Origin of the sequence: Luteitalea sp. (assembly GCF_044337415.1) — a bacterium.
Lineage (GTDB): Bacteria > Acidobacteriota > Vicinamibacteria > Vicinamibacterales > Vicinamibacteraceae > Luteitalea.
Window position 1 is genome coordinate 11498 of record NZ_JBIINP010000039.1, and the last position, 19504, is coordinate 31001.

Consider the following 19504-nt stretch of genomic DNA (forward strand, 5'->3'; position numbering starts at 1 on the left):
TAAGCGTTCAACGTTCGGCCGTGACCGTCGTTGGCGTCGTCGCCTTCTTCGCCGGCACGTCGTTCCAGAACAGCACCGCGGCATTGAAGAGCATCCCGAACTCGCCGTGGTTCTGCCAGCGGTAGCAGGGGTTGGTCGCGAAGGCGACGACACGACCCTTGCCCATCGGCGTGTCGACCAGCGCCGGCCGACGCCGGATCTCCGCCGAGCCGCGCATCAGCCCGCTCAGTACGCCCTCGTCGCCGCCCGTGAACCGCATCAGCACCTGGTCGGTCGCCTCCTCGGCCGGCACCTGGAACAGCGGCCCGTTGGCGTACCGCACCGGCAGCTTCGTCTTGCCGTAGCCGAAGAAGATCGGGTGCTCGGGCCGCAGCAGCTCGACCTCGACGATCGGGCCGGGCGCATAGAAGGCGCCGGTCGGCCGAGTGGCCGTCACGGTCCGCTGCAGCCCGAACTCCGCGGGCATGTACGACGAGGCACCGAGGGTGATCAGCACGCCGCCGTCCTCGACGAACTTCTGCAGTTCGAGCACGCCCTCGAGGCCCATCCCGCCAGTGATGTCGTCCGATTCGCCATAGGTGCCGAGTGACGGGAACTGCGCATCCTTCTTGTACGCCAGCGGCTTGCCCTTGCGCTCGATGTCGTACACGAGCGACTTGCCGGTCGTGGCCTGGTTGGGCACGAGGATCACGTCGTAGGCCTGCCGCAGCCCGCCCTGGCGGATGCGCTCCTTGTAGATGAGGTCGTACGGGATGCCGAACGTATCGAAGGCGTGCCGGACCCAGCCGACCTCCTGCGTGCGTCCCCAGGTGGTGAACATGGCCAGGCGCGGCAGGTCGACGGCCACCGTGGCTGCCTGGGGCATCGCCGCGAGGCCGGTCGCCTGCAGGCCGAGGCGCGTCACGGCGTCGGTGAAGGCCGCGCCGGCCGACGCCGGCACCAGGAACGAGCCGGCGGGATACGACGCGTCGCCGACCTTGAAGGACGCCGTGGCGGCACGCACGTCAACCGATGCGCCGAGCGCCAGGCGCAGGCGCACCATGTCGTTGGATCCGTGGTGCGGCACCACCCAGGCCGCCGGTGAGGCCGTTCCCGCCACGCTGCCGCTGCGCGCGAGGTCGGTCACGCGGGTCACCGGCGCGTCGAGCACCGTCTTGTCGGCGATCGCCTTCACGTCCACCTGCAGCATCAACCCCATGGTCCAGCCCGTGTCGTCGTAGGTGCGCAGCGAAGGGTCGGGGAATGTCTGCTTCTCGAGCAGCGTCTTGACGAGGCGGCCGTACGGCTGGTCGCGACGGATGACGTACGAGCCGGCCGGGTAGGTGGTGTCGCCCACCTTCAGCTCGGCGGTGGCCCGCGACACCTCGATGCCCTGCCGCATCAGCAGCGAGAGCAGCATGTCGACGCGCGTCTGGTCAGGCTGCCCGGCAGGCACGACGTACGCGTACGGGGCCTCGGTGCGGCCAGACTCGAGGCTGTTCTTGCTCTTCTTGTAGAAGTTCTCCACCAGCACCTCGGGGAAGGCCGAGGCGTACTGCAGGGCCGAGAGGACGGCCGTCTGCATGTAGTTGGTGTTGTTGCGCATCGACCAGGTGACTTCCTTGTACGGCGGCAGCGGGCGGTACCACTCGCGGCTGGTCTGGCCGGCGCCCCCATCGGGTGGCGCCACGCGCCGCTTCATCGTCGTCGCGCCGCCGTTGCCGAAGGTCTCGTACATGCGCACGAGCCCGTTGTGGTTGGACGACATGAACGCGAGGTAGCCGGGCGACCACATGTCGACGAAGCCGTGCGTCCACACCCCGGGCATGCCGTACTTGGTGAGCTGCATCATCTCGAAGTTGGCAAACATCGGCAGCTCGCCGTACACGATCGGATCGAGGTTGGGATTCTGCGGCGCCTGCCCCGAGAACGTGTAGAGGAACGGCACCGACTCGTGCAGGTCGTGCATCACCGGGGGATGCGTCTTCAGGTACCAGTCCAGGTGCGCGCGTAGCGTGACCTGCGAGTAATTGATGTCGCGGTTGTTGTCGTGGAAGATGTACTTCCCCCAGTACGGAGGCCCGGTGATGCGGTCCTTCTCCTCCGCGATGTCGACCATGTACTTGCGGTACCAGTCGACGTAGCGGTCGCGCCCGTCGGGATCGCTGGCCGGCGTGAAGCTGACGATGATGCGGTCGCGCACCTGCCGGACGAGCGGCGTGTCCTCGGCCACGAGCCGGTAGGCGAGCTCCATCAGCATCTCGGGCGGCCCCGTCTCGGCACTGTGCAGCCCCGCCATCAGGTGGTACATCGGCGGCGTCGTCGCGATCAGGCGGCGTGCCTCGTCCTCGGTGAGTCCGCGCGGATCGGCAAGGCGGCCGAGGCTGGCGATGTGCGTGTCGAGCTGCTTCATCGTCGACTCGCTCGCGATGTAGACGACGTTCACCTCGCGTCCTTCGTCGGTCTTGCCGATCGTCGTCACGCGGATGCGCGGCGACGCCTTCTCGAGCGCGCGGTAGTACGCCAGGGCGTCGGCGGTCTTCGTGAGCCGCTTCGGGGCGCCCACGTGGTACCCGAGCACGTCCTTCGGCGTCGGGAGGCCCTTGACCACCGGCAGGTGATCGACGAGCGGGCTCATGAACTCGGGGCCGGTGGTCCACTCGCGGACGCTCGCCGCGAAGTCGGCGTCGGAGGACGGGGCCGCGGCGCGCGTGCGCTGGGCGTCGCGGGCGGCAGGCTGCGCGTGCGGCAGCGCGCCGAGCGGCAGCAGGAGGAGCAGGACGAGGATCCAGCGAGGGAGTCGCACGAGCATGCCGCGGATTATGTCCGCAGGTCGTCGCCGAGGGAAATCCGGCGACCAGAACCGTGATCGCACCCGCCCGTTTGGTGATCGCCGGAGCCGGGCCAACACCGCACTCGTGAGGATTCCCTGGGAAATTCCCCGATCCTTGCCGTGATGCCCACGTGGCACGCCGGTTGCGAGAAGGGAAGGTGTCGGCGGCTTGTTTGTGGCACGAGGCCACAGTGCTGGGGAGCCTGGTCGTCGACAGCAGGGGTCACGCAATCATGTGCGGCCCCTGTTCGCTTTTCCGGGCCCGTCGCGCCATGTCGGTGCGGCGGGCCTTTTCGTTTTCACTGTCGGCAGTCGGCAGTTCGCAAGCCGCGAGTCGGCAGTCGCAAGCGGCTTCGTGCCTGATGCGAAAGATGTGATCGCGACGGCCACAATCGTGATCCCCTGGCGATCCCGCATTCACGCCTGGTGGGCGATCTTCCCGGAAAACACGGCACTTTCGTGCGACAGCACTGGTGGCACGGCGGTTGCTTTAAAGAAGGGCGTCGGCGGTATGTTTGTGGCACGATGCCACAGTGCTGGGGAGCCATATCGTCGGCAGCAGAGGTCTCGCAATCCTGCGCGGCCTCTGCCAGTTTTTCGGCCCGTCGTACCCTTCGGGGCGCGACGGGCTCCTTCCTCCAGCCCCTCCTCGTCGCACCCCCTTCCCTGTACCCGGCACCCTGTACCCGGTACCCTGTGGCCATGCTCCGCCTGGACCTGAACGCGGACCTGGGTGAGCACGATGGTGCGCCCGGGGCGCAGGCTCTCGCGCTGTTGCGCGTCGTGACGTCGGCCAACATCGCCTGCGGTGCGCATGCCGGCGACGACGACAGCATGCGCCTCACGGCACGCGCCGCCGCCGAACTCGGCGTGCAGGTCGGCGCGCATCCGTCCTTTCCCGATCGCGAGGGTTTCGGTCGTCGCACGCTGTCGTTACCGCCCTCGCGCGTGCGGGAGGAGGTGGCCGGACAGGTGGCGCGCCTCGTGTCGCTCGCCAGCCGAGAGGGCGTGGTCGTGCGACACGTGAAGCCGCACGGCGCGATGTACAACCTCGCTGCCCACGACCGCGTCGTCGCCGACGCCATCGCCGCCGGCATCGTCGACGTCGACGCCAGTCTGGCCGTGTATGCGCCGTACGCGACGGCGCTGGCTTCGGCTTCCGGCGCCGCAGGGCTGCGGGTCGTCCACGAAGGGTTCCTCGATCGCGCGTACGAGGACGATGGGTCGCTCACGCCGAGGACGATCGACGGTGCGGTGCTGCACGACGTGGCCGCGGCGAGTACCCGAGCGATCGAGTGGGTACGTACCGGCACGGTGATCGCGCGATCCGGCCGTCGGCTCACGCTGCCGCTCGCGAGCCTCTGCGTGCACGGCGATACGCCGGATGCGGTCGCCATCGCGACGCAGGCGCGAGCGACGCTCGAGGCGGCCGGCGTGCGACTCATGCCCGCCCTCGACGCTGGAGCGCCGCGCGCATGACCCTCGTCGTGGTCGGCGTGGTCGCGTTCGTGGCCTCGGCGCTGACGTTCATCTCGGGCTTCGGCCTCGGCACGCTGCTGATGCCGGTGTTCGCGTTGTTCATGCCGCTCGAGCGCGCCATTGCCGCGACGGGCGTGGTGCATTTCCTGAACGGCCTGTTCAAGTTCGCCCTCGTCGGACGCAGGGCCGACTGGCGCGTCGTGGCGAGGTTCGGCGTCCCGGCGCTGGTGGCCTCGCTGCTCGGCGCCTGGTGGCTGATGCAGTTGTCGTCGCAGCCGCCGCTGTTCTCGTGGATGCTCGGCCAGCGGGTCGTGCAGGTCACGACCGCCCGCCTGCTGATCGGCGGGTTGCTGCTGGTGTTCGTGCTGGTGGAATGGGTGCCCCGCTGGAAGGCGCTGACGTTCCCGCCGGCGCTGATCCCGATCGGCGGCGTGCTGAGCGGCCTGGCAGGCGGTGTGTCGGGCATGCAGGGGGCGCTGCGATCCGCGTTCCTGGCGCGGGCCGGCCTGTCGCGCGACGCGTTCATCGCCACGGGCGTCGCGATTGCCTGCCTGATTGACGTGTCGCGCCTCGGTGTGTACGCGCGGGGGTTTCGCGCCCACGGCGCGGAGATCGATCGGGCGATGCTGGTGGTGGCCGTGGCGGCGGCGTTCGCCGGGGCCCTGGTCGGTCGCCGCTATCTCGAGCGCCTGACGATGGAGGCGGTGCGGCACGTGATTGCGGTGCTGCTCCTGCTGGTGGCGGTGGCGATGGGCGTCGGGCTCATCTGAGGACGAGGGAGAAACATGAGGCGACCGGTGCGCGGACACGTGGTGGTGTGGGCGATGGTGATGCTCGGCGCGGCGGGGCCCGCCGCGGCGCAGACGCGAGGGCTCACGCCCGCCGACTTCTACAAGGAGGTCACCGTCGAGGAGGTGGCCACGCGTCCGCAGGGCGACATGGTGGCCTTCACGGTGATGACCATCGTGGAGAAGGAGAACACCAGGCACCGCGAGATCTGGCTGCAACCGCTCGCGGCGGGGGCACCGGCCGGCGCGGCGTACCGCTTCACGTCGCCGACCGAGAACTCCAGCCAGCCGCGGTGGAGTCCCGACGGCGCGCTGCTCGCCTTCACCTCGAAGCGCGACAAGGACGAGAACACCACGTGGTTCGCCCGCGTCGGCGGCAGCGGCGGCGAGGCGTTCCACGTCGACGGGGTGTCGGGCGAGCCCGTGTGGTCGCCTGATGGGCAGTGGATCGCCTACGTGAAGGCGCCGATGCGCGACAAGGACGGCGATGGCGCCGCCGACAAGAAGGACGAGCGCGAAGGCTGGGTGGCACCCGATGCCGTGTCGCGCACGCTCGACGCCAAGCGCTTCGACGGCCGTGTGGTGACGTCGATGCGCTACAAGTCCAACGGCACGCTCACGTGGATGCCGCATTACGCGACGCGCGACGTGCCTCAGATTTTCGTGGTGCCGGCGGCCGGCGGCACCCCGGTGCAGGTGACGCGGCTGGCCTTCGCGCCGTCGCAGCTCGAGTGGCTGCCCGACAACGCCACGATCCTCTTCACGGGCGACGACCAGCAGGACAACGAGCTCAATCGCGAACTCACGGCAGATCTCTTCGCCGTGGCCCGCACGGGCGGTGATCCGCGCCGACTCACGCGCAACCCTGGCGCGGAGCGTGCCCCGTCGGTGTCGCCGCGCGGCGATCGCCTGGCGTACCAGTTCCAGTCGAAGGTCGGCGACGAGACCGACCTGCTCGTCGTCGATCTCGCGCCCGACGGCAGCGTGCGCGGACAGCCCCGCAACCTGACTGCCGCCTGGGACCGCGTCCCCGGCGTGCCGCGGTGGACGGCTGATGGACAGCGCATCCGCTTCGACGCCGAGATGAACGGCAACGCCCACGTGTTCGAGGTGGCCGCCGACGGCCAGGGCCGCGTCGCGGCCGTGACGCGCGGCGACGTCAGCATCAAGGGCGCCTCGGAGAGTCGCGACGGCGCGGTGATGGCGTACCGCCAGGACTCGCCGCTCTCGCCGGCGGAGCTGTTCGTGGCGGGCGGCGACGGCAGCCGCGCGCAGCAGGTCACGCGGTTCAATGCGTCGTGGCTGTCGGAAGTGACGCTGTCGGCGCCGGAGCGCCTCACGTGGAAGGTCGCCGACGGCACCGAGGTCGAGGGCTGGCTGGTGAAGCCCGTCGCCTACGAACCGGGCCGATCCTACCCGCTGGTCCTGAAGATCCACGGCGGGCCGCACACGCAGTACGGCAATACGTGGTTCTCGACCTTCCACATCCTGTCGGCCTCGGGCTTCTTCGTGCTGTACCCGAATCCGCGCGGGTCGTCGGGCTACGGCCACGCCTTCACGTACGCGACGCGCGGGAAGTGGGGCGAGCTCGACACCGAGGACTACCTGAAGGGCATCGACACCGCGATGGCCCGCTACAAGGACATCGACCCGAAGCGGCTCGGCGTGTCTGGCGGCAGCTACGGCGGGTTCATGACCAACTGGCTGAGCGCCAACACCACGCGCTTTGCCGCGGCGGTGACCAGCCGGTCGATCACGAACTGGGAGAGCTGGTACGGGACGTCGGACGCGCAGCGCCTGACCGAGCACGAGTTCTTCGGCCCGCCGTGGGAGCAGCGCGAGTTGTACCGGCGACTCTCACCGATTTCCTACGTGGAGAAGGTGCGGATCCCGACGCTGATCATCAACGGCGACCAGGACTGGCGCACGCCGCCGGGGGATGGCGAGCAGTGGTTCATGGCGCTGAAGAAGCGCAACGTGCCGGTGGAACTGGTGGCATACCCGCGGTCGACGCACGACCTGTCACGCACGGGCGAGCCGTGGCTGCTCGTGGATCGACTCGAACGCATCCGCAGCTGGTTCGATCACTGGCTCAACAAGGCGCCGCTGCGCTAGGCCTGCGGGCTACGGGCGACAGGCTGCCTGCGCAGGTCGCCTGTGGCCTGCAGCCTGTGGCCGTGAGCCGTTGGTCTGTCACGGCGCGATGAGGACATCGCGCCCTACCTCTGCGCGTCCCGTCGCTCGGCGTTCGACGTTCGACGTTCCCGTGCCTAGCCGTCGCGCTCGACCTTCGTGACCTGGTTCAACAGGATGTGCAGCTTGACGCGGTCGCCCGGGTGCAGCCCGGGCGCGATGTCCTCGCCGCCCACCCGGGCCACCTGCGGCACGAGATCCTCGTCGTCTGCCTTGACGTAGTGGATGTCGTAGGAGACCTGCCCGTGGATGCTGACGGGCTGCAGCTTCGTGAGGACGCCGATCTGGATACCGCGAAGCATGCGCCTATTCTCACCTGCCCATGAGGAGCATGAGCAAGGCCTTTTGCGCGTGCAGGCGGTTCTCGGCCTGGTCGAAGATGATCGAGGCGGGGCCGTCCATGACCTCGTCGGTGGCTTCCTCGCCGCGGTGCGCCGGCAGGCAGTGCATGAACACGGCGTCGCCGGAGGCGCGCATGAGGGCCTCGTTGACCTGGTAGGGGGCGAACACCTTGCGCCGGTGCTGGGCCTCCGCCTCCTGCCCCATGGACGTCCAGGCATCCGTGTAGACCGCGTCGGCGCCGTCGACGGCCTTGCGCGGGTCGCGCACGAGCGTGTAGGTGGCGCCGCGCCGGGCCAGGCCCTCGAGCTGGGCGACGATCTCCGGCGTGAACTCGTAGTCGGCCGGTGCCGCGAGGCGCACGTGCATGCCGAGCATCATGGCGCCCTGCGCGAGTGAGGCGGCGACGTTGTTGCCGTCCCCCACGAAGGCGATCGTCCGGCCGCGGACCTCACCGAACTGCTCCTGCAGCGTCAGCAGGTCGGCCAGTGCCTGGCACGGGTGCTCCTCGTCGGTCAGCGCGTTGACGACGTGGAGGCGCGGCGCTGCCGTCGCGAACTCCACGAGGCGGTCCTGGGCGAACGTGCGGATGACCACGGCCGACACCCAGCGCTCGAGGTTGCGCGCCACGTCGGCGATCGGCTCGCGCTCGCCCATCGCGACGTCCTGCGGCGGCGCGATCACGTCGCCGCCGAGTTCGCGGACGGCGATCTCGAACGTGCACCGCGTGCGCAGCGACGGCTTCTCGAACAGCAGCGCGACGTGCTGCCCGGCCAGCGCGGTCGCGCCGTACCGGCGCACGCCGCGGGCGCGCTCCTTCTTCAGCTGCAGACCGGCCTGCAGCACGTCGGCCAGGTCGGCCGGCGAGAGGTCGAGCAGCGACAGGAAGTGCTGCGTGCGGAGCGAGCGAACGGCCTTCGGGGCCTTCGGCGAGCGGCTGGCGCGTGTGGGCATCGGGATTCTCGAGGACTGCAGGCAACAGGCTGCAGGCGACCTGCATCGATCAGGCAGCCTGTCGCCAGCGGCCGGTCGCCGTACTACGTCCGGTACTCCGCATTGATCTGGACGTACTCCTTGCTGAGGTCGCAGGTCCACATCGTGGCTTCCTGCTGCCCGCCGGTCCCGAGGTCGACGCTCACGGTGAGGTCCTTGCCCTTGAGGTACTCGGCGGCCAGTGGCGCACGCTCGTCGAACGGGCGGCCGCCTTCGAAGAGGACGATGTCGCCAATCCGGACCGCGGCGTCCTGCAGGACGAAGCCGACGCCGGCGCGCCCGGCGACGGCCACCAGGCGGCCCCAGTTGGGGTCGCCACCGTGGATGGCGGTCTTCACGAGCAGTGAGTTGGCGATGGCGCGCGCTGCCTGCTTGGCCTCGTCGTACGTGCGCGCGCCGGTCACCTGCACGGTCACGAGCTTGGTCGCGCCTTCGCCACCCCGCACGATCTCGGTGGCCAGGAAGCGGCACACCTCGTACAGCGCGTCGGACAGGATCGGCAGGTCCTTCTCGCCGATCGTCACGCCGCTGGCGCCGTTGGCGAGCAGCGCGACGCAGTCGTTGGTGGAGCACTCGCCGTCGACGGTGATGGCGTTGAACGTGTGCTCGGTGACCTCGCTCAGCACCCGCTGGAGCAGGGGCGCGGGCACGGCAGCGTCGCAGGTCAGGATGCCGAGCATCGTCGCCATGCGCGGCTCGATCATGCCCGAGCCCTTGCAGATGCCGCCGATGCGGAATGTGCCGGCAGGCGTGGTGACCTCCACGGCGCGCTCCTTCGGGAACGGGTCGGTGGTCATGATGCCGCGGGCCGCGCGCATGTGGCCGTCGACAGAGAGCGCGTCGGCGGCGGCGATGATGCCGCCAGTCACCGTGCGCGGATCGAGCTGCACGCCGATCACGCCCGTCGACATGACGAGCACTTCCTCGAGATCGCAGTCGATGGCGCGCGCGGTCTCGGCGGCCATGAGGTGCGCCACCTGCCGCCCCTGGTCGCCGGTGCAGGCGTTGGCGCACCCGGAGTTGACCACCACGGCGCGGGCCTGGCCCTGCGTCGAGTGGAGATGGTCGCGCGAGACGACGATCGGCGGCGCCACCGCGAGGTTGGTCGTGAACACGGCAGCCGCCGTCGCCGGGGCGTCGGACACGATCAGCGCGAGGTCGAGCTTCTCGGGGTTGGCCTTGATGCCGCAGTGCACGCCGGCGGCGCGGAAGCCGGCCGGCGCGGTGATGCCACCTTCAATGATCGTGATCATCGGTGCAGGACGAGGACGGAGGACTCGGCGGTCCGGGGTTGGGCGGCGCGGCGCCCCTGCCGCACGGCCGTCATGCTGCCGATCTGCGTGCCGCGGAGCGGCAACGCCACGGCGTACTGCCCGCACGTGCGGAACTTCGGGCACCCGACGCAGTCGGTGGCGATCTTCTCCGGCAGCCAGGTGTGCGGCACCAGGGTGAAGCCCAGGCGGACGAAATGTGCCGCCTCGTGCGTGAAGGCGCACAGCGTGCCGAACTGTTCGCGCCGCGCGGTCGCGCCGAGCGACTCGATGAGCGCCGGGCCGAGGCGCTTGCCGCGATGCGCGCGGTCGATGACGAGCGAACGCACCTCGGCCACGGTGCCGCTGAGCGGCGCCAGCTCGGCGCAGCCGACGAGCGCGTCGCCGTGCATGATGACGAGGAAGCGCTCCGCATGCCGCTGCAGGTCCTCGAGGGTGCGCGGCAGCAGGTGGCCCTCGTCGAGCGCCCCCATGATCAGCGCGTGCATGGCCTCGGCCTGATCGGGCCGTCCGCGCGCGATGGTGTACCCGTCAGGAAGGTCGCGCGATTGCACGACCTCGATGGGGGAGAGGCTCGACGTCATGTCAGGCTCCTTCCACGGCCGTCAGCGCGGCGTCGAGCCGCGTGATGGCCTCGGCGATCTCCGCCTCGGTGATCACGTAGGGGGGCAGCATGCGCACCACGCGCTCCGCCGTCCGGTTGACGATGAGGCCGCGCTCGAGCGCCGCCGGCACCACCGGGGCCGCGTCGCGATCGAGCACGAGGCCCTGCATCAGGCCGGCGCCCCGCACCTCCACCACCATCGGGTGCTTCGCCTTCAACGACTCGAGTGCCTGCGCGAACACCGGGCCGACGCGGCGGACGTGATCGAGCAGTCCGCCCTCGAGCGTCTCGAGCACGGCCAGTGCCGTGCGGCACCCGAGGGGGTTGCCACCGTAGGTCGTGCCGTGGTCGCCGGCGCTGATCGCCGCCGCCACGCGGGCCGACACGAGCACCGCGCCGATCGGGAAGCCGCCGCCGAGCGCCTTGCCCACCGAGATCAGGTCGGGGCAGAGCCCGAGCGCCTCGAAGTGGAACATGTGGCCGGTGCGGCCGAGGCCCGACTGCACCTCGTCGGCGATGTAGAGCGCGCCGGTCTGCCCGCAGGCCTTGTTGATGGCGGCGACGATCTGCGGCGGCAGCGGCCGCACGCCGCCCTCGCCCTGGATCGGCTCGCCGATGATGGCGGCCGTGTCGTCGCTGACCGCGGCGAGCAGGTCGTCCGGATCCTCGTTGGATACGAACCGCACCTCGGGCACGAGCGGGCCGAACGGGTCGCGGTAGTGCGCATCCCACGTCGTCGAGAGCGCGCCCATCGTGCGGCCGGAGAACCCGCGCTCGAAGGCGATGAACTGCTTCCGGGGCGTGCCGGCCGTGTACCAGAAGCGCCGCGCGAACTTGAGGCAGCCTTCCACCGCTTCCGCACCGCTGTTGCAGAAGAACGCACGCTCGAGGCCCGAGGCCTTCGTCAGCTTCTCGGCGAGCGGGCCCTGGAACGGGTGGAAGAACAGGTTCGACGTGTGCACCAGCGTGCCGACCTGATCGCGCACCGCGGCGACCATCGCCGGATGCGCGTGGCCGAGCACGTTCACGCCGATACCCGACAGCAGGTCGAGGTACCGCGTGCCGTCGTCGGCAACGAGCCACACGCCCTCGCCACGCACGAACACGACGGGCTGGCGCTTGTAGGTCTGCAGCACATGCGCGGCCTCGACGGCCTGCACGGTCGTGGCGATCGGTTCGGTAGCAGTCGAGCTCATCTTGAACCTCTATTCTTCTCGGCCGTCGTCATGCGGCCGTCGGCCTTCGTACACATCCAGCGTTCGCCGAGTCTCCCCTGACGTGCCCTGACCGTCGACCAAGGTCGACGGCTACGTCCGGTGGCGCTGTCTCGTCACGCGTGACGCGTCACGCGTTAAGCGTTAAGCGTTAAGCGTTACGCAATCCGTGTCCCGCGGCGCTCCGCAATCGCGGCGGCGGACTTGCCTTCCACGATCGCCACCTCGGCGACCCCGCGGGCCTTCGCGGCCAGCGCGGCGCGCAGCTTGGCGATCATGCCGGCCGACGCGGTGCCGTCCTGCATCAGGGCCTCGGCCTGCGCGGGCGTGAGGGCGGGGATCGTCTGCCCCTGCCCGTCGAGGACGCCCGCGGTGCCGCCGGTGAGCAGCAACTCGCGGGCGCCGATGCCGGCCGCCACGTGCGCGGCCAGCGTGTCGGCGTTCACGTTCAGGACGCCATCGGCTTCAGAGACGCCGAGGCTGGCGATCACCGGCACGTAGCCGCCGTCGAGCAGGTGGCGCACGAGGCCGAGGTCGGCCGCCGGATCGGGTTCGCCCACCAGGCCGAGGTCCACGGCGGCGCCCGCAGCGGTGACGTGCGCGGCGGCCCGCGTGGCGCGCGCGAGTTCGGCGTCGACGCCGGTGAGGCCCACGGCCTTCACGCCGAGCGACACCAGATGCGCCACGAGGCGGGTGTTGATCGTGCCCGCGAGCACGGCCACCACGGCCTCGAGCGTCGGGGCATCGGTGATGCGGAGTCCGTCGACGGCCTGCTTGGCGACGCCGCGGCGCGCCAGCTCGGCGTCGATCTCCCGGCCGCCGCCATGCACGACCACCAGCGGACCCTCTGCGGCCTGCGCCACGAGGGCTTCGCCGACGGCGTCGAGGCGCTCGGGCGTCTCGACGAGTTCGCCGCCGAACTTCACGAGCACGGGCGCCTGAATCACAGCAGGCCTTCCGTCTCGGGGAAGCCGTACAGGAGGTTGAACTGCTGGATCGCCTGCCCCGCGGCGCCCTTCAGCAGGTTGTCGAGCACGGCGACGACGATCAGGCGGCCGGTGGCGTCGTCCACCTTCCAGCCGATGTCGCAGAAGTTCGTGTGCACGACGTGCTTGATCTCCGGCAGGCGGTCACCGGTGAGTCGCACGAAGAAGGCATGGACGTACGCGGCGCGCATCGTGTCGGCCACGTGCGCGGCCGTCACGCCCGGCTTCAGCCGCGCGTAGGTCGTCGAGAGGATCCCGCGGTCGAGCGGCACGAGGTGCGGCGTGAACGTGACCGGCAGGCCGAGTGCCTGTTCCATCTCCGGCGTGTGGCGGTGGCCGAACAGGCCGTAGGCCGCCACGCTGCCGTGGTTCTCGGAGAAGTGCGTGCGCTCGCTGGCGCCCTTGCCGGCGCCGGAAATGCCCGACTTGGCGTCGACGATGGCATCGCCCTGCAGGAGGCCGGCGCGGCTGAGGGGCAGCAGGGACAGCAGGGCGGCGGTCGGGTAGCAGCCCGGGCACGAGATCAGGTGTGCTGCGGGCACGGCCGGGCCGTCGAACTCCGGCAGGCTGTAGAGGGTGCCGTCGGGCAGCGGATCGGGCGTGGCCGGGTAGAACTTCGCCCGCAGGGCCGGATCCTTGAGGCGGAATGCCCCGGAAAGGTCGATCACCCGGTGGCCGCGCGCGAGCAACTCGGCGGCGCTGGTGGCCGCGAACGCCTCGGGCGTGCTCAGGAAGACGACGTCGCAGCCGGCGAGGGCGTCGGGGCTGTACCCCGTGATCTCGCCGTCCCAGATCCGCGCGAGGCCGGGGAGGGTGCGGGGCTGCTCGGTCTGGCTCGAGCCGAGTGCCACCTTCAGCTCGGCCTGCGGGTGCCTGGCGAGGAGCCGGACGAGCTCCTGGCCGCCGTATCCCGTGGCGCCCACCACCCCGACCCCGATGCGTTGCTGTCCGTCTGTCATGTGAATAGTTATGCGAAAGAACGCCAAGTATGCAGATTGCCCTGCCTTGGTGCAAGTAAAAATTTCGTGACTTTACAGGGCCTTTCCATGCAGTTAGGATGCATACGCCTGTATAAACATGAAAGGCACGAGACAGGGCGTCATTCTGGACGTCATCGCACGGGAGAGCATCTCGAGCCAGGAGATGCTGCGGCAGCGCCTGCACGACCGCGGGGTCGATGTGACGCAGGCGACGTTGTCGCGCGACCTCAAGGAATTGGGCGTCGTCAAGCGGGCCAGTGACGGGGCGTATCAGCGCCTTGCCACGGGGGTGGTATCGTGGCCGGCCGACGCGCTGGCCACCCTGCAGCGGACCACCGCCGAGTTCCTGAAGCGGTCCGAGCGGTCCGAGCAACTGGTGGTGCTGCGGACCGACTCCGGCCAGGCAGCCCTGCTGGCCATTGCCATCGACCGGGCGCCCGTGCCGGAGGTGCTCGGCACGGTGGCTGGCGACGACACGATCCTGGTGATCTGCCGCGACGCGCGCGCGGCCGAGACGCTCGTCGAGCGCCTCGACTCATGGCGGGCCAGTGCCCCGGCCCGCATGCCGGCGCTGGTCCGGTAAGGACACGACGACAGATGACGCAACCACGGGTGGTGCTCGCCCATGCCGGCGACGCGGGCACGCTCTACGCGATTCCCTGGCTGGCCCGCGAGGCCGAGGTGGTCACCGTCACGGTGGACGTCGGCCAGGGCGACAGCCTCCTGGCCGTGCGCGAGCGGGCGCTCGAGGCGGGCGCCGTGCGTGCCCACGTGCTCGACGCGCGTGAGGCCTTCGCCCACGAGATGGTGTTGCCGGCGCTGCGGGCCGGCGCGATCGGCTTCGATGGCGATCCGCACGCCGCGGTCCTCGCGCTGCCGTGCGTGGCGGCGCAGGTGGCCGCCGTGGCCGCCATGGAGCAGGCCGATGCCCTCGCCCATGGCGGGCACGGCCAGGCCGCAGCCCGCATGGCGCGGCTGCTCGCGGCCACCTCGCGTCTCCCGGTCCGGACGAGCGTGGAGACGATGCCGACCGAGGTGCGGGCCGAGGCGCTGGCGCGACTGCAGGTCGAGACCGAGACGCCCGTTGCGCGGGCCAGCCTCTGGGGACGATCGCTGTCCGCCCCGGCCGACCTGAATGCGCCCGTCGACGGCTCGCTGTTCTCCCAGACCCGCCCAGCCACGCGTGGACCCGACGCGCCGGCCACGCTCGACATCCACTTCGAGGGCGGCAGCCCACGCCGGGTCAACGGCGTCGCCATGCCGCTGGTCGAGTTGTTGAGCAGCCTCGACACGATCGCCGCCGCGCACGGCGTGGGGCGGGTCGACGTGCTCGTGCCGGAGGGCAGCGGCGTGCGGCGCGAGGTGGCCGAGGCGCCGGCAGCCACGATTCTCCAGATCGCGTTCCGGGAACTCGAGGCGCTCACGCTGCCCTGGTCGCTCCGCACGCTCCGGCGCCGATTGGCCGAGAGCTACGTCGATCTGCTGCGGACCGGCGACTGGCACGGGCTCACCCGCGCCTCGATCGACGCGCTCGCCGATCGGGCCCTCAAGGACGCCACCGCGACCATCCTGCTGCGCCTCTACAAGGGCGGCGTGCAGGTGGTGGGACGGGCCGCGCACTGACACTGACTTCGAACTCCGAAGCTGTGAACCTTGAATTCTGAATTCTGAACTCTGAATTCCCTATGTCTACTTTGTGGTCTGGTCGTTTCGCGAGTGCCCCTGATCAGGACGTCTTCGCCTTCGGGGCGTCCTTCGCCTTCGATCGTCGCCTGTTCGAGGACGACGTCGAGGGCAGCCGTGCGTGGTCGGAGGCCCTGCTGAAGGCCGGCGTGCTCTCGGTGGACGAGCAGCAGGCGCTCGACCGCGCGCTCACCGAGTTGCGCGAGGCCGCCGCGGCCGACCCGGCCTTCGTGTCGGGCGACGACGAGGACGTGCACTCCTTCGTCGAGCGGCAGCTCGTGGCGCGCGTGGGCGCCACCGGCAAGCGGCTGCACACGGGGCGTTCGCGCAACGAGCAGGTGGCGCTCGACCTGCGCCTCTATCTGCGGCGCGCCATTCGCGGGATGCAGGGACGCCTGTGCTCGCTGGTCGACGCCCTGTGCGCGCGTGCGGCCGAGGCGGGCGAGGCGCCGCTGCCGGCCTACACGCACCTGCGTCGCGCGCAACCCGTCCTCGAGGCCCACTACTGGCTGGCGCACGCGTCGGCGTTCCGGCGTGCGTGCGAGCGGCTCGACGCGGTGTACGCCGAGGCGGATGCGCTGCCGCTCGGGTCCGGTGCCATCGCCGGCAACTCGTTCCCGATCGATGTCGAGTTCCTGCGCCAGCGGCTGGGCTTCTCGCGTGTCGTGCTCAACAGCATGGACGCGGTGGCCGACCGCGACTTCGTGTCGAGCTTCCTCCACGCCTGCGCGCTGGTGATGATCCACGTCAGCCGCCTCGCCGAGGACGTCATCGTCTACGGCACCGAGGAGTTCGGCTTCTTCGAGCTCGACGACTCGGTGACCACCGGCAGCAGCCTCATGCCGCAGAAGAAGAACCCGGACCCCATGGAACTCGTACGTGGGAAGACAGGGCGTGTGATCGGGACGCACACGGGCTGGCTCGTGTCGATGAAGGGCCTGCCGAGCGGGTACAACAAGGACCTGCAGGAAGACAAGGAAGCCGTCTTCGACACCGAGGACACCGTGGCAGGCAGCCTCATGTCGTGCGAGGCGGTGGTGCGGACGCTGCGCGTGCGTCGCGAGGTGACGCAGCGTGCCGCGGGCGGCTTCATGCTCGCCACGGATGTGGCGGACTACCTCGTGCGGCGCGGGCTGCCATTTCGCGATGCGCACGAACTCGTCGGTGGCATGGTGCGGACCCTGCTGCAGGAACAGCGGTCGATCGAGTCACTGACTCCTGACGAGTGGCGGCGCTTCTCGCCGCTCTTCGGCGACGATGTGGTGGCGGCCATCACGCCGATGGCCTCGATCGTCGCCCGGCGGACGCCGCAGAGCACCGCGCCCGACGCCGTGGCCATCCGACTCGAGCAGATGCGGGAATGGCTTGAGTCGCGAGGATGATGTGCTAGTATCCGGTGACCTCCTTTCCGTTGGGTCTGTCGCGGAGATCCCGCCCCCCCTGGGACGTACTTCCGGGAGTTGTTGATGCAAGAGCGCCGGCTTCGGCTGGGTGAGACGCTGGACGATTATTGTCCGCGCGAGAAACGCCTTACCAATCATGTGATCGTCGCGCTGGTCGGCGACGAGGTCCGCACCACCAGGTGCTCGACCTGCGATACCGAACACGTCTACAAGCAGGGCAAGGTGCCGGCGCGCCGCAAGAAGGCGGACCCGCAGGCCGCCCTGTACAAGACGGTGCTCGAGAACGTCACGGGACGGGACGCCGACACGGGTGTGCCGCTGGTGTCGGCCGACGACGACGGGGCCCCGATGGCGCCGCCGCCTCGCGTGGCCCCGCCACCCGTGGTGGTGCCTGCCCCCGTGGCCCTGGCGCCGGCCGTCCCTGCGGTGGCCGCGGCGCCTGTCGTCGCGCCCGACGAGGATCCCGATGCCCCGCGGCACGAGGAGCCGGTGCATCGCCACACGCTGATTCGCGCCACGCTGCCCAAGATCGAGGGGCAGGTGCCCGAGCGCAAGCCCACGGATTTCACGCTGTACAACGTGGCGCGGCAGCCGCAGGGGCGGCGTGGCCGTCCCCGTCCGCAGCCCGCGGGCGCCGGGAACGGGAACGTCAGCTGGGGCGGCTACTCGCCCTATGCCAACGGTCATCCCTCGGGCAAGGGCCCGCAGGGACAGGGCGGCCAGCCCGGCAAGGGCCGCCAGAACCATCGCCGCGGCCGTTGAGGCCGCCGCCGGCCGCCAGGCCGGTCCTTTCGTAAGCGCGACGTGACCGTTCGTCGCGCGGGGACGCATCGCATGTCGGAACTGTTGTCGGGACGCACCGGCCTCATCGTCGGTGTCGCCAACAAGCGCTCGCTCGCCTGGGCCATCGCGCAGCAGGCCGACGCGGCCGGCGCCAGGCTCGTGCTCACCTACCAGAACGAGCGGCTGAAGGAGAACGTCGAGGAACTGGTGCCGCTGCTGAAGACGGCGCCCATCCTGCTCCCCTGCGACGTGAGCCGCGACGAGGACATCGCCGCGCTGTTCTCGGCCCTCGACGGCCAGGTGGCGGGCCTCGACTTCCTGGTGCACGGCGCGGCCTTCGCGCCGCGCGAGGCCCTGTCGGCCCCGTTCCTCGAGACGTCGCGCGAGGCGTTCCGCATCGCCCTCGACATCAGCGCCTACTCGCTGGTCGCCATGGCCCGCGGCGCCGCGCCGCTGCTGGCGCGCAAGGGCGGCGGCAGCATCATCACGCTGTCGTACCTCGGTGCCGATCGCGCCTTCCCGAACTACAACGTGATGGGCGTGGCCAAGGCGGCCCTCGAGTCGTCGGTGCGCTACCTCGCCAGCGAACTCGGCGCACAGGACATCCGCGTGAACACCATCTCGGCGGGCCCGGTGAAGACCCTCGCCGCGTCAGGCGTGGCCGGCTTCTCCGGCATCCTGCAGGTCTACCGCGAGCGCGCCGCGCTCAAGCGCAACATCGACGGTGGCGACGTCGCCGGCGCGGCCATGTTCCTGCTCTCGGACTGGAGCAAGGGCGTGAGTGGCGAGGTCATCTACGTGGATGCCGGCTACCGCCCGATGGGCATGTAATTCGAAATTGGACATTTGAAATTCCGAGCGGCTCGGCCTCACGGCCTTCGCTCGCGCGCCATCCCTGATCGTGGCGAGTGGCCGGAGGCCCTCGCCCGAGAATTTCGAATGTCGAATTTCAAATTGCCACGTCAGGCACTCGGAGCCCACTGTTCCGTGCGCACGTGATCGGCAGGCACGCCGAGCTGTGAGAGCGAGTGGGTCACGTCCTCCACCATCGGCGACGGCCCGCACAGGAAGCATGTGGGCAGCTCCGGGCCAGCGAACTGGCGGAGCAGCGCCAGGTCGATGCGGCCGCGTCGACCCGCCCATGAGTCGTCCGCGCCTCGCGTGACGCTCACGATGGCCTCGCCGCCGTGGTCGGCCTGCCACGACGCCAGTTCCTCCGCATACGCCACGTCGTCGGCCGTCCTCACCGAGTAGAGCAGGTGCCGTGGTCCCTGGTGGCCACGGGCGCGGGCCTCACGTGCCAGCGACCGTAAGGGCGCCAGCCCGGTGCCGCCCGCCACGAACAGCAGCGGCGACGCGGGCAGGACCTCCGGCAACAGGAAGGCGCCATACGGGCCTTCGAAGTCGATCCGCGCGCCCTCGCGCACGGCGTCGAGGTGCCGGCCGAGGCCGCCTCCCGGATCCGTCCTCAGGAAGAACTCGAGGCCGTCGTCAATCGACGTGTCGGTGGGGGCGGAGGCGATGGAGTACGGGCGCCGCTCGCGCTGTCCGTGCAGACCGATCGACGCGGCCTGGCCGGCCTGGTAGGCAAAGGGCACGCCGTCGAGGGCGAGTACCAGGCGACGGGTGGTCGGCGTCGGGGCCGTGAGACGGCGGACGACGAGGGTCAGAGCATCGGGCACGGGCGTCGCGAGGGTCAGGTGGTGGTGCGGCGGTCAGGAGTGCCGTTCGTGCTGCCGGTAGTAGCCGGTCTGGTACTCCTCGATGAGCGCCTTCATGCGCACCGCATCTTTCTTTCGATGCCCCGTGCAGCGGATCGGGTTCACGCCGCCCGTCGTCTCGATGAAGACGTCCGAGAACATCAGGTTCGTGTCGATACGGACCGACGCGACATGGGCCATGTGCACCGAGTGCTCGAGCCTGCCGAACCACTCGGGCGTGTAGCGGACGACGCTGGTCGGCGTGATCAGCACCTG

18 protein-coding genes are annotated in these 19504 nt (G+C 70.1%); 8 read left to right on the forward strand and 10 right to left on the reverse strand.

Annotated elements, in window-relative coordinates; all coding sequences use genetic code 11:
* Positions 1 to 7 precede the first annotated feature (7 nt).
* Positions 8 to 2791 (reverse strand): M14 family zinc carboxypeptidase, encoded by a 2784-nt coding sequence (locus tag ACIRDX_RS08840; RefSeq protein WP_396625049.1) that lies wholly within the window; start codon positions 2789 to 2791, stop codon positions 8 to 10.
* A gap of 723 nt (positions 2792 to 3514) precedes the next feature.
* On the opposite strand from ACIRDX_RS08840, the gene ACIRDX_RS08845 reads away from it, so the two are divergent.
* Genes ACIRDX_RS08845 through ACIRDX_RS08855 form a run of 3 tightly spaced genes read left to right on the forward strand, consistent with a single transcriptional unit; the run spans position 3515 to position 7194 of the window.
* Positions 3515 to 4291: a LamB/YcsF family protein gene (locus tag ACIRDX_RS08845; RefSeq protein ID WP_396625050.1), complete on the forward strand. Its 777-nt coding sequence runs from the start codon at positions 3515 to 3517 to the stop codon at positions 4289 to 4291.
* Complete coding sequence (locus ACIRDX_RS08850; protein WP_396625051.1) at positions 4288 to 5061, forward strand: TSUP family transporter; 774 nt, start codon at positions 4288 to 4290, stop codon at positions 5059 to 5061. The genes ACIRDX_RS08845 and ACIRDX_RS08850 overlap by 4 nt, the downstream gene beginning before the upstream one ends.
* 15 nt (positions 5062 to 5076) lie before the next feature.
* Entirely contained in the window at positions 5077 to 7194 is a 2118-nt protein-coding gene (locus tag ACIRDX_RS08855) for a S9 family peptidase (protein WP_396625052.1), read from the forward strand.
* A gap of 155 nt (positions 7195 to 7349) precedes the next feature.
* On the opposite strand, the gene ACIRDX_RS08860 is transcribed toward ACIRDX_RS08855, so the two are convergent.
* From ACIRDX_RS08860 to argC, 7 genes are all read right to left on the reverse strand, one after another.
* A complete protein-coding gene (locus ACIRDX_RS08860; RefSeq protein WP_396625053.1) occupies positions 7350 to 7574 on the reverse strand; it encodes a hypothetical protein in 225 nt (74 codons plus the stop codon).
* Between the two features lie 10 nt (positions 7575 to 7584).
* Positions 7585 to 8565, reverse strand: coding sequence for an ornithine carbamoyltransferase (gene argF / locus ACIRDX_RS08865; protein WP_396625054.1), 981 nt, complete (start codon positions 8563 to 8565; stop codon positions 7585 to 7587).
* Positions 8566 to 8648: 83 nt separating this feature from the next.
* The gene (argJ, locus tag ACIRDX_RS08870) at positions 8649 to 9857 is read right to left on the reverse strand and encodes a bifunctional glutamate N-acetyltransferase/amino-acid acetyltransferase ArgJ (RefSeq protein ID WP_396625055.1); all 1209 of its coding nucleotides are present in this window, start codon (positions 9855 to 9857) and stop codon (positions 8649 to 8651) included.
* Positions 9854 to 10459 (reverse strand): GNAT family N-acetyltransferase, encoded by a 606-nt coding sequence (locus ACIRDX_RS08875; RefSeq protein WP_396625056.1) that lies wholly within the window; start codon positions 10457 to 10459, stop codon positions 9854 to 9856. The genes argJ and ACIRDX_RS08875 overlap by 4 nt, the downstream gene beginning before the upstream one ends.
* Position 10460: 1 nt before the next feature.
* Positions 10461 to 11675, reverse strand: a complete 1215-nt coding sequence (locus ACIRDX_RS08880) for an aspartate aminotransferase family protein (protein WP_396625057.1) — start codon at positions 11673 to 11675, stop codon at positions 10461 to 10463.
* A 176-nt stretch (positions 11676 to 11851) separates the two neighbouring features.
* Entirely contained in the window at positions 11852 to 12640 is a 789-nt protein-coding gene (gene argB, locus ACIRDX_RS08885) for an acetylglutamate kinase (protein WP_396625058.1), read from the reverse strand.
* A complete protein-coding gene (gene argC / locus ACIRDX_RS08890) occupies positions 12637 to 13638 on the reverse strand; it encodes an N-acetyl-gamma-glutamyl-phosphate reductase (protein WP_396625059.1) in 1002 nt (333 codons plus the stop codon). The genes argB and argC overlap by 4 nt, the downstream gene beginning before the upstream one ends.
* 118 nt (positions 13639 to 13756) lie before the next feature.
* Here argC and argR point away from each other — a divergent pair, with 118 nt between their 5' ends.
* The 5 genes from argR (at position 13757) to ACIRDX_RS08915 (ending at position 18359) form a co-directional block, all read left to right on the forward strand.
* A complete protein-coding gene (gene argR, locus ACIRDX_RS08895) occupies positions 13757 to 14242 on the forward strand; it encodes an arginine repressor (RefSeq protein ID WP_396625060.1) in 486 nt (161 codons plus the stop codon).
* 14 nt (positions 14243 to 14256) lie between these two features.
* The gene (locus ACIRDX_RS08900; RefSeq protein ID WP_396625061.1) at positions 14257 to 15282 is read left to right on the forward strand and encodes an argininosuccinate synthase domain-containing protein; all 1026 of its coding nucleotides are present in this window, start codon (positions 14257 to 14259) and stop codon (positions 15280 to 15282) included.
* Positions 15283 to 15344: 62 nt separating this feature from the next.
* Complete coding sequence (argH, locus tag ACIRDX_RS08905) at positions 15345 to 16724, forward strand: argininosuccinate lyase (RefSeq protein WP_396625062.1); 1380 nt, start codon at positions 15345 to 15347, stop codon at positions 16722 to 16724.
* Positions 16725 to 16883: 159 nt separating this feature from the next.
* Positions 16884 to 17507, forward strand: a complete 624-nt coding sequence (locus tag ACIRDX_RS08910; protein WP_396625063.1) for a hypothetical protein — start codon at positions 16884 to 16886, stop codon at positions 17505 to 17507.
* Positions 17508 to 17549: 42 nt separating this feature from the next.
* Complete coding sequence (locus ACIRDX_RS08915) at positions 17550 to 18359, forward strand: enoyl-ACP reductase (RefSeq protein ID WP_396625064.1); 810 nt, start codon at positions 17550 to 17552, stop codon at positions 18357 to 18359.
* 131 nt (positions 18360 to 18490) lie between these two features.
* Here ACIRDX_RS08915 and ACIRDX_RS08920 read toward each other — a convergent pair whose 3' ends face one another.
* Positions 18491 to 19210 carry an FAD-binding oxidoreductase gene (locus ACIRDX_RS08920; RefSeq protein ID WP_396625065.1) on the reverse strand — a complete coding sequence of 240 codons (720 nt, stop codon included), beginning with the start codon at positions 19208 to 19210 and terminating at the stop codon, positions 18491 to 18493.
* A 33-nt stretch (positions 19211 to 19243) separates the two neighbouring features.
* The coding region (locus ACIRDX_RS08925; RefSeq protein ID WP_396625066.1) for a hypothetical protein at positions 19244 to 19504 on the reverse strand (261 nt) is incomplete at its 5' end.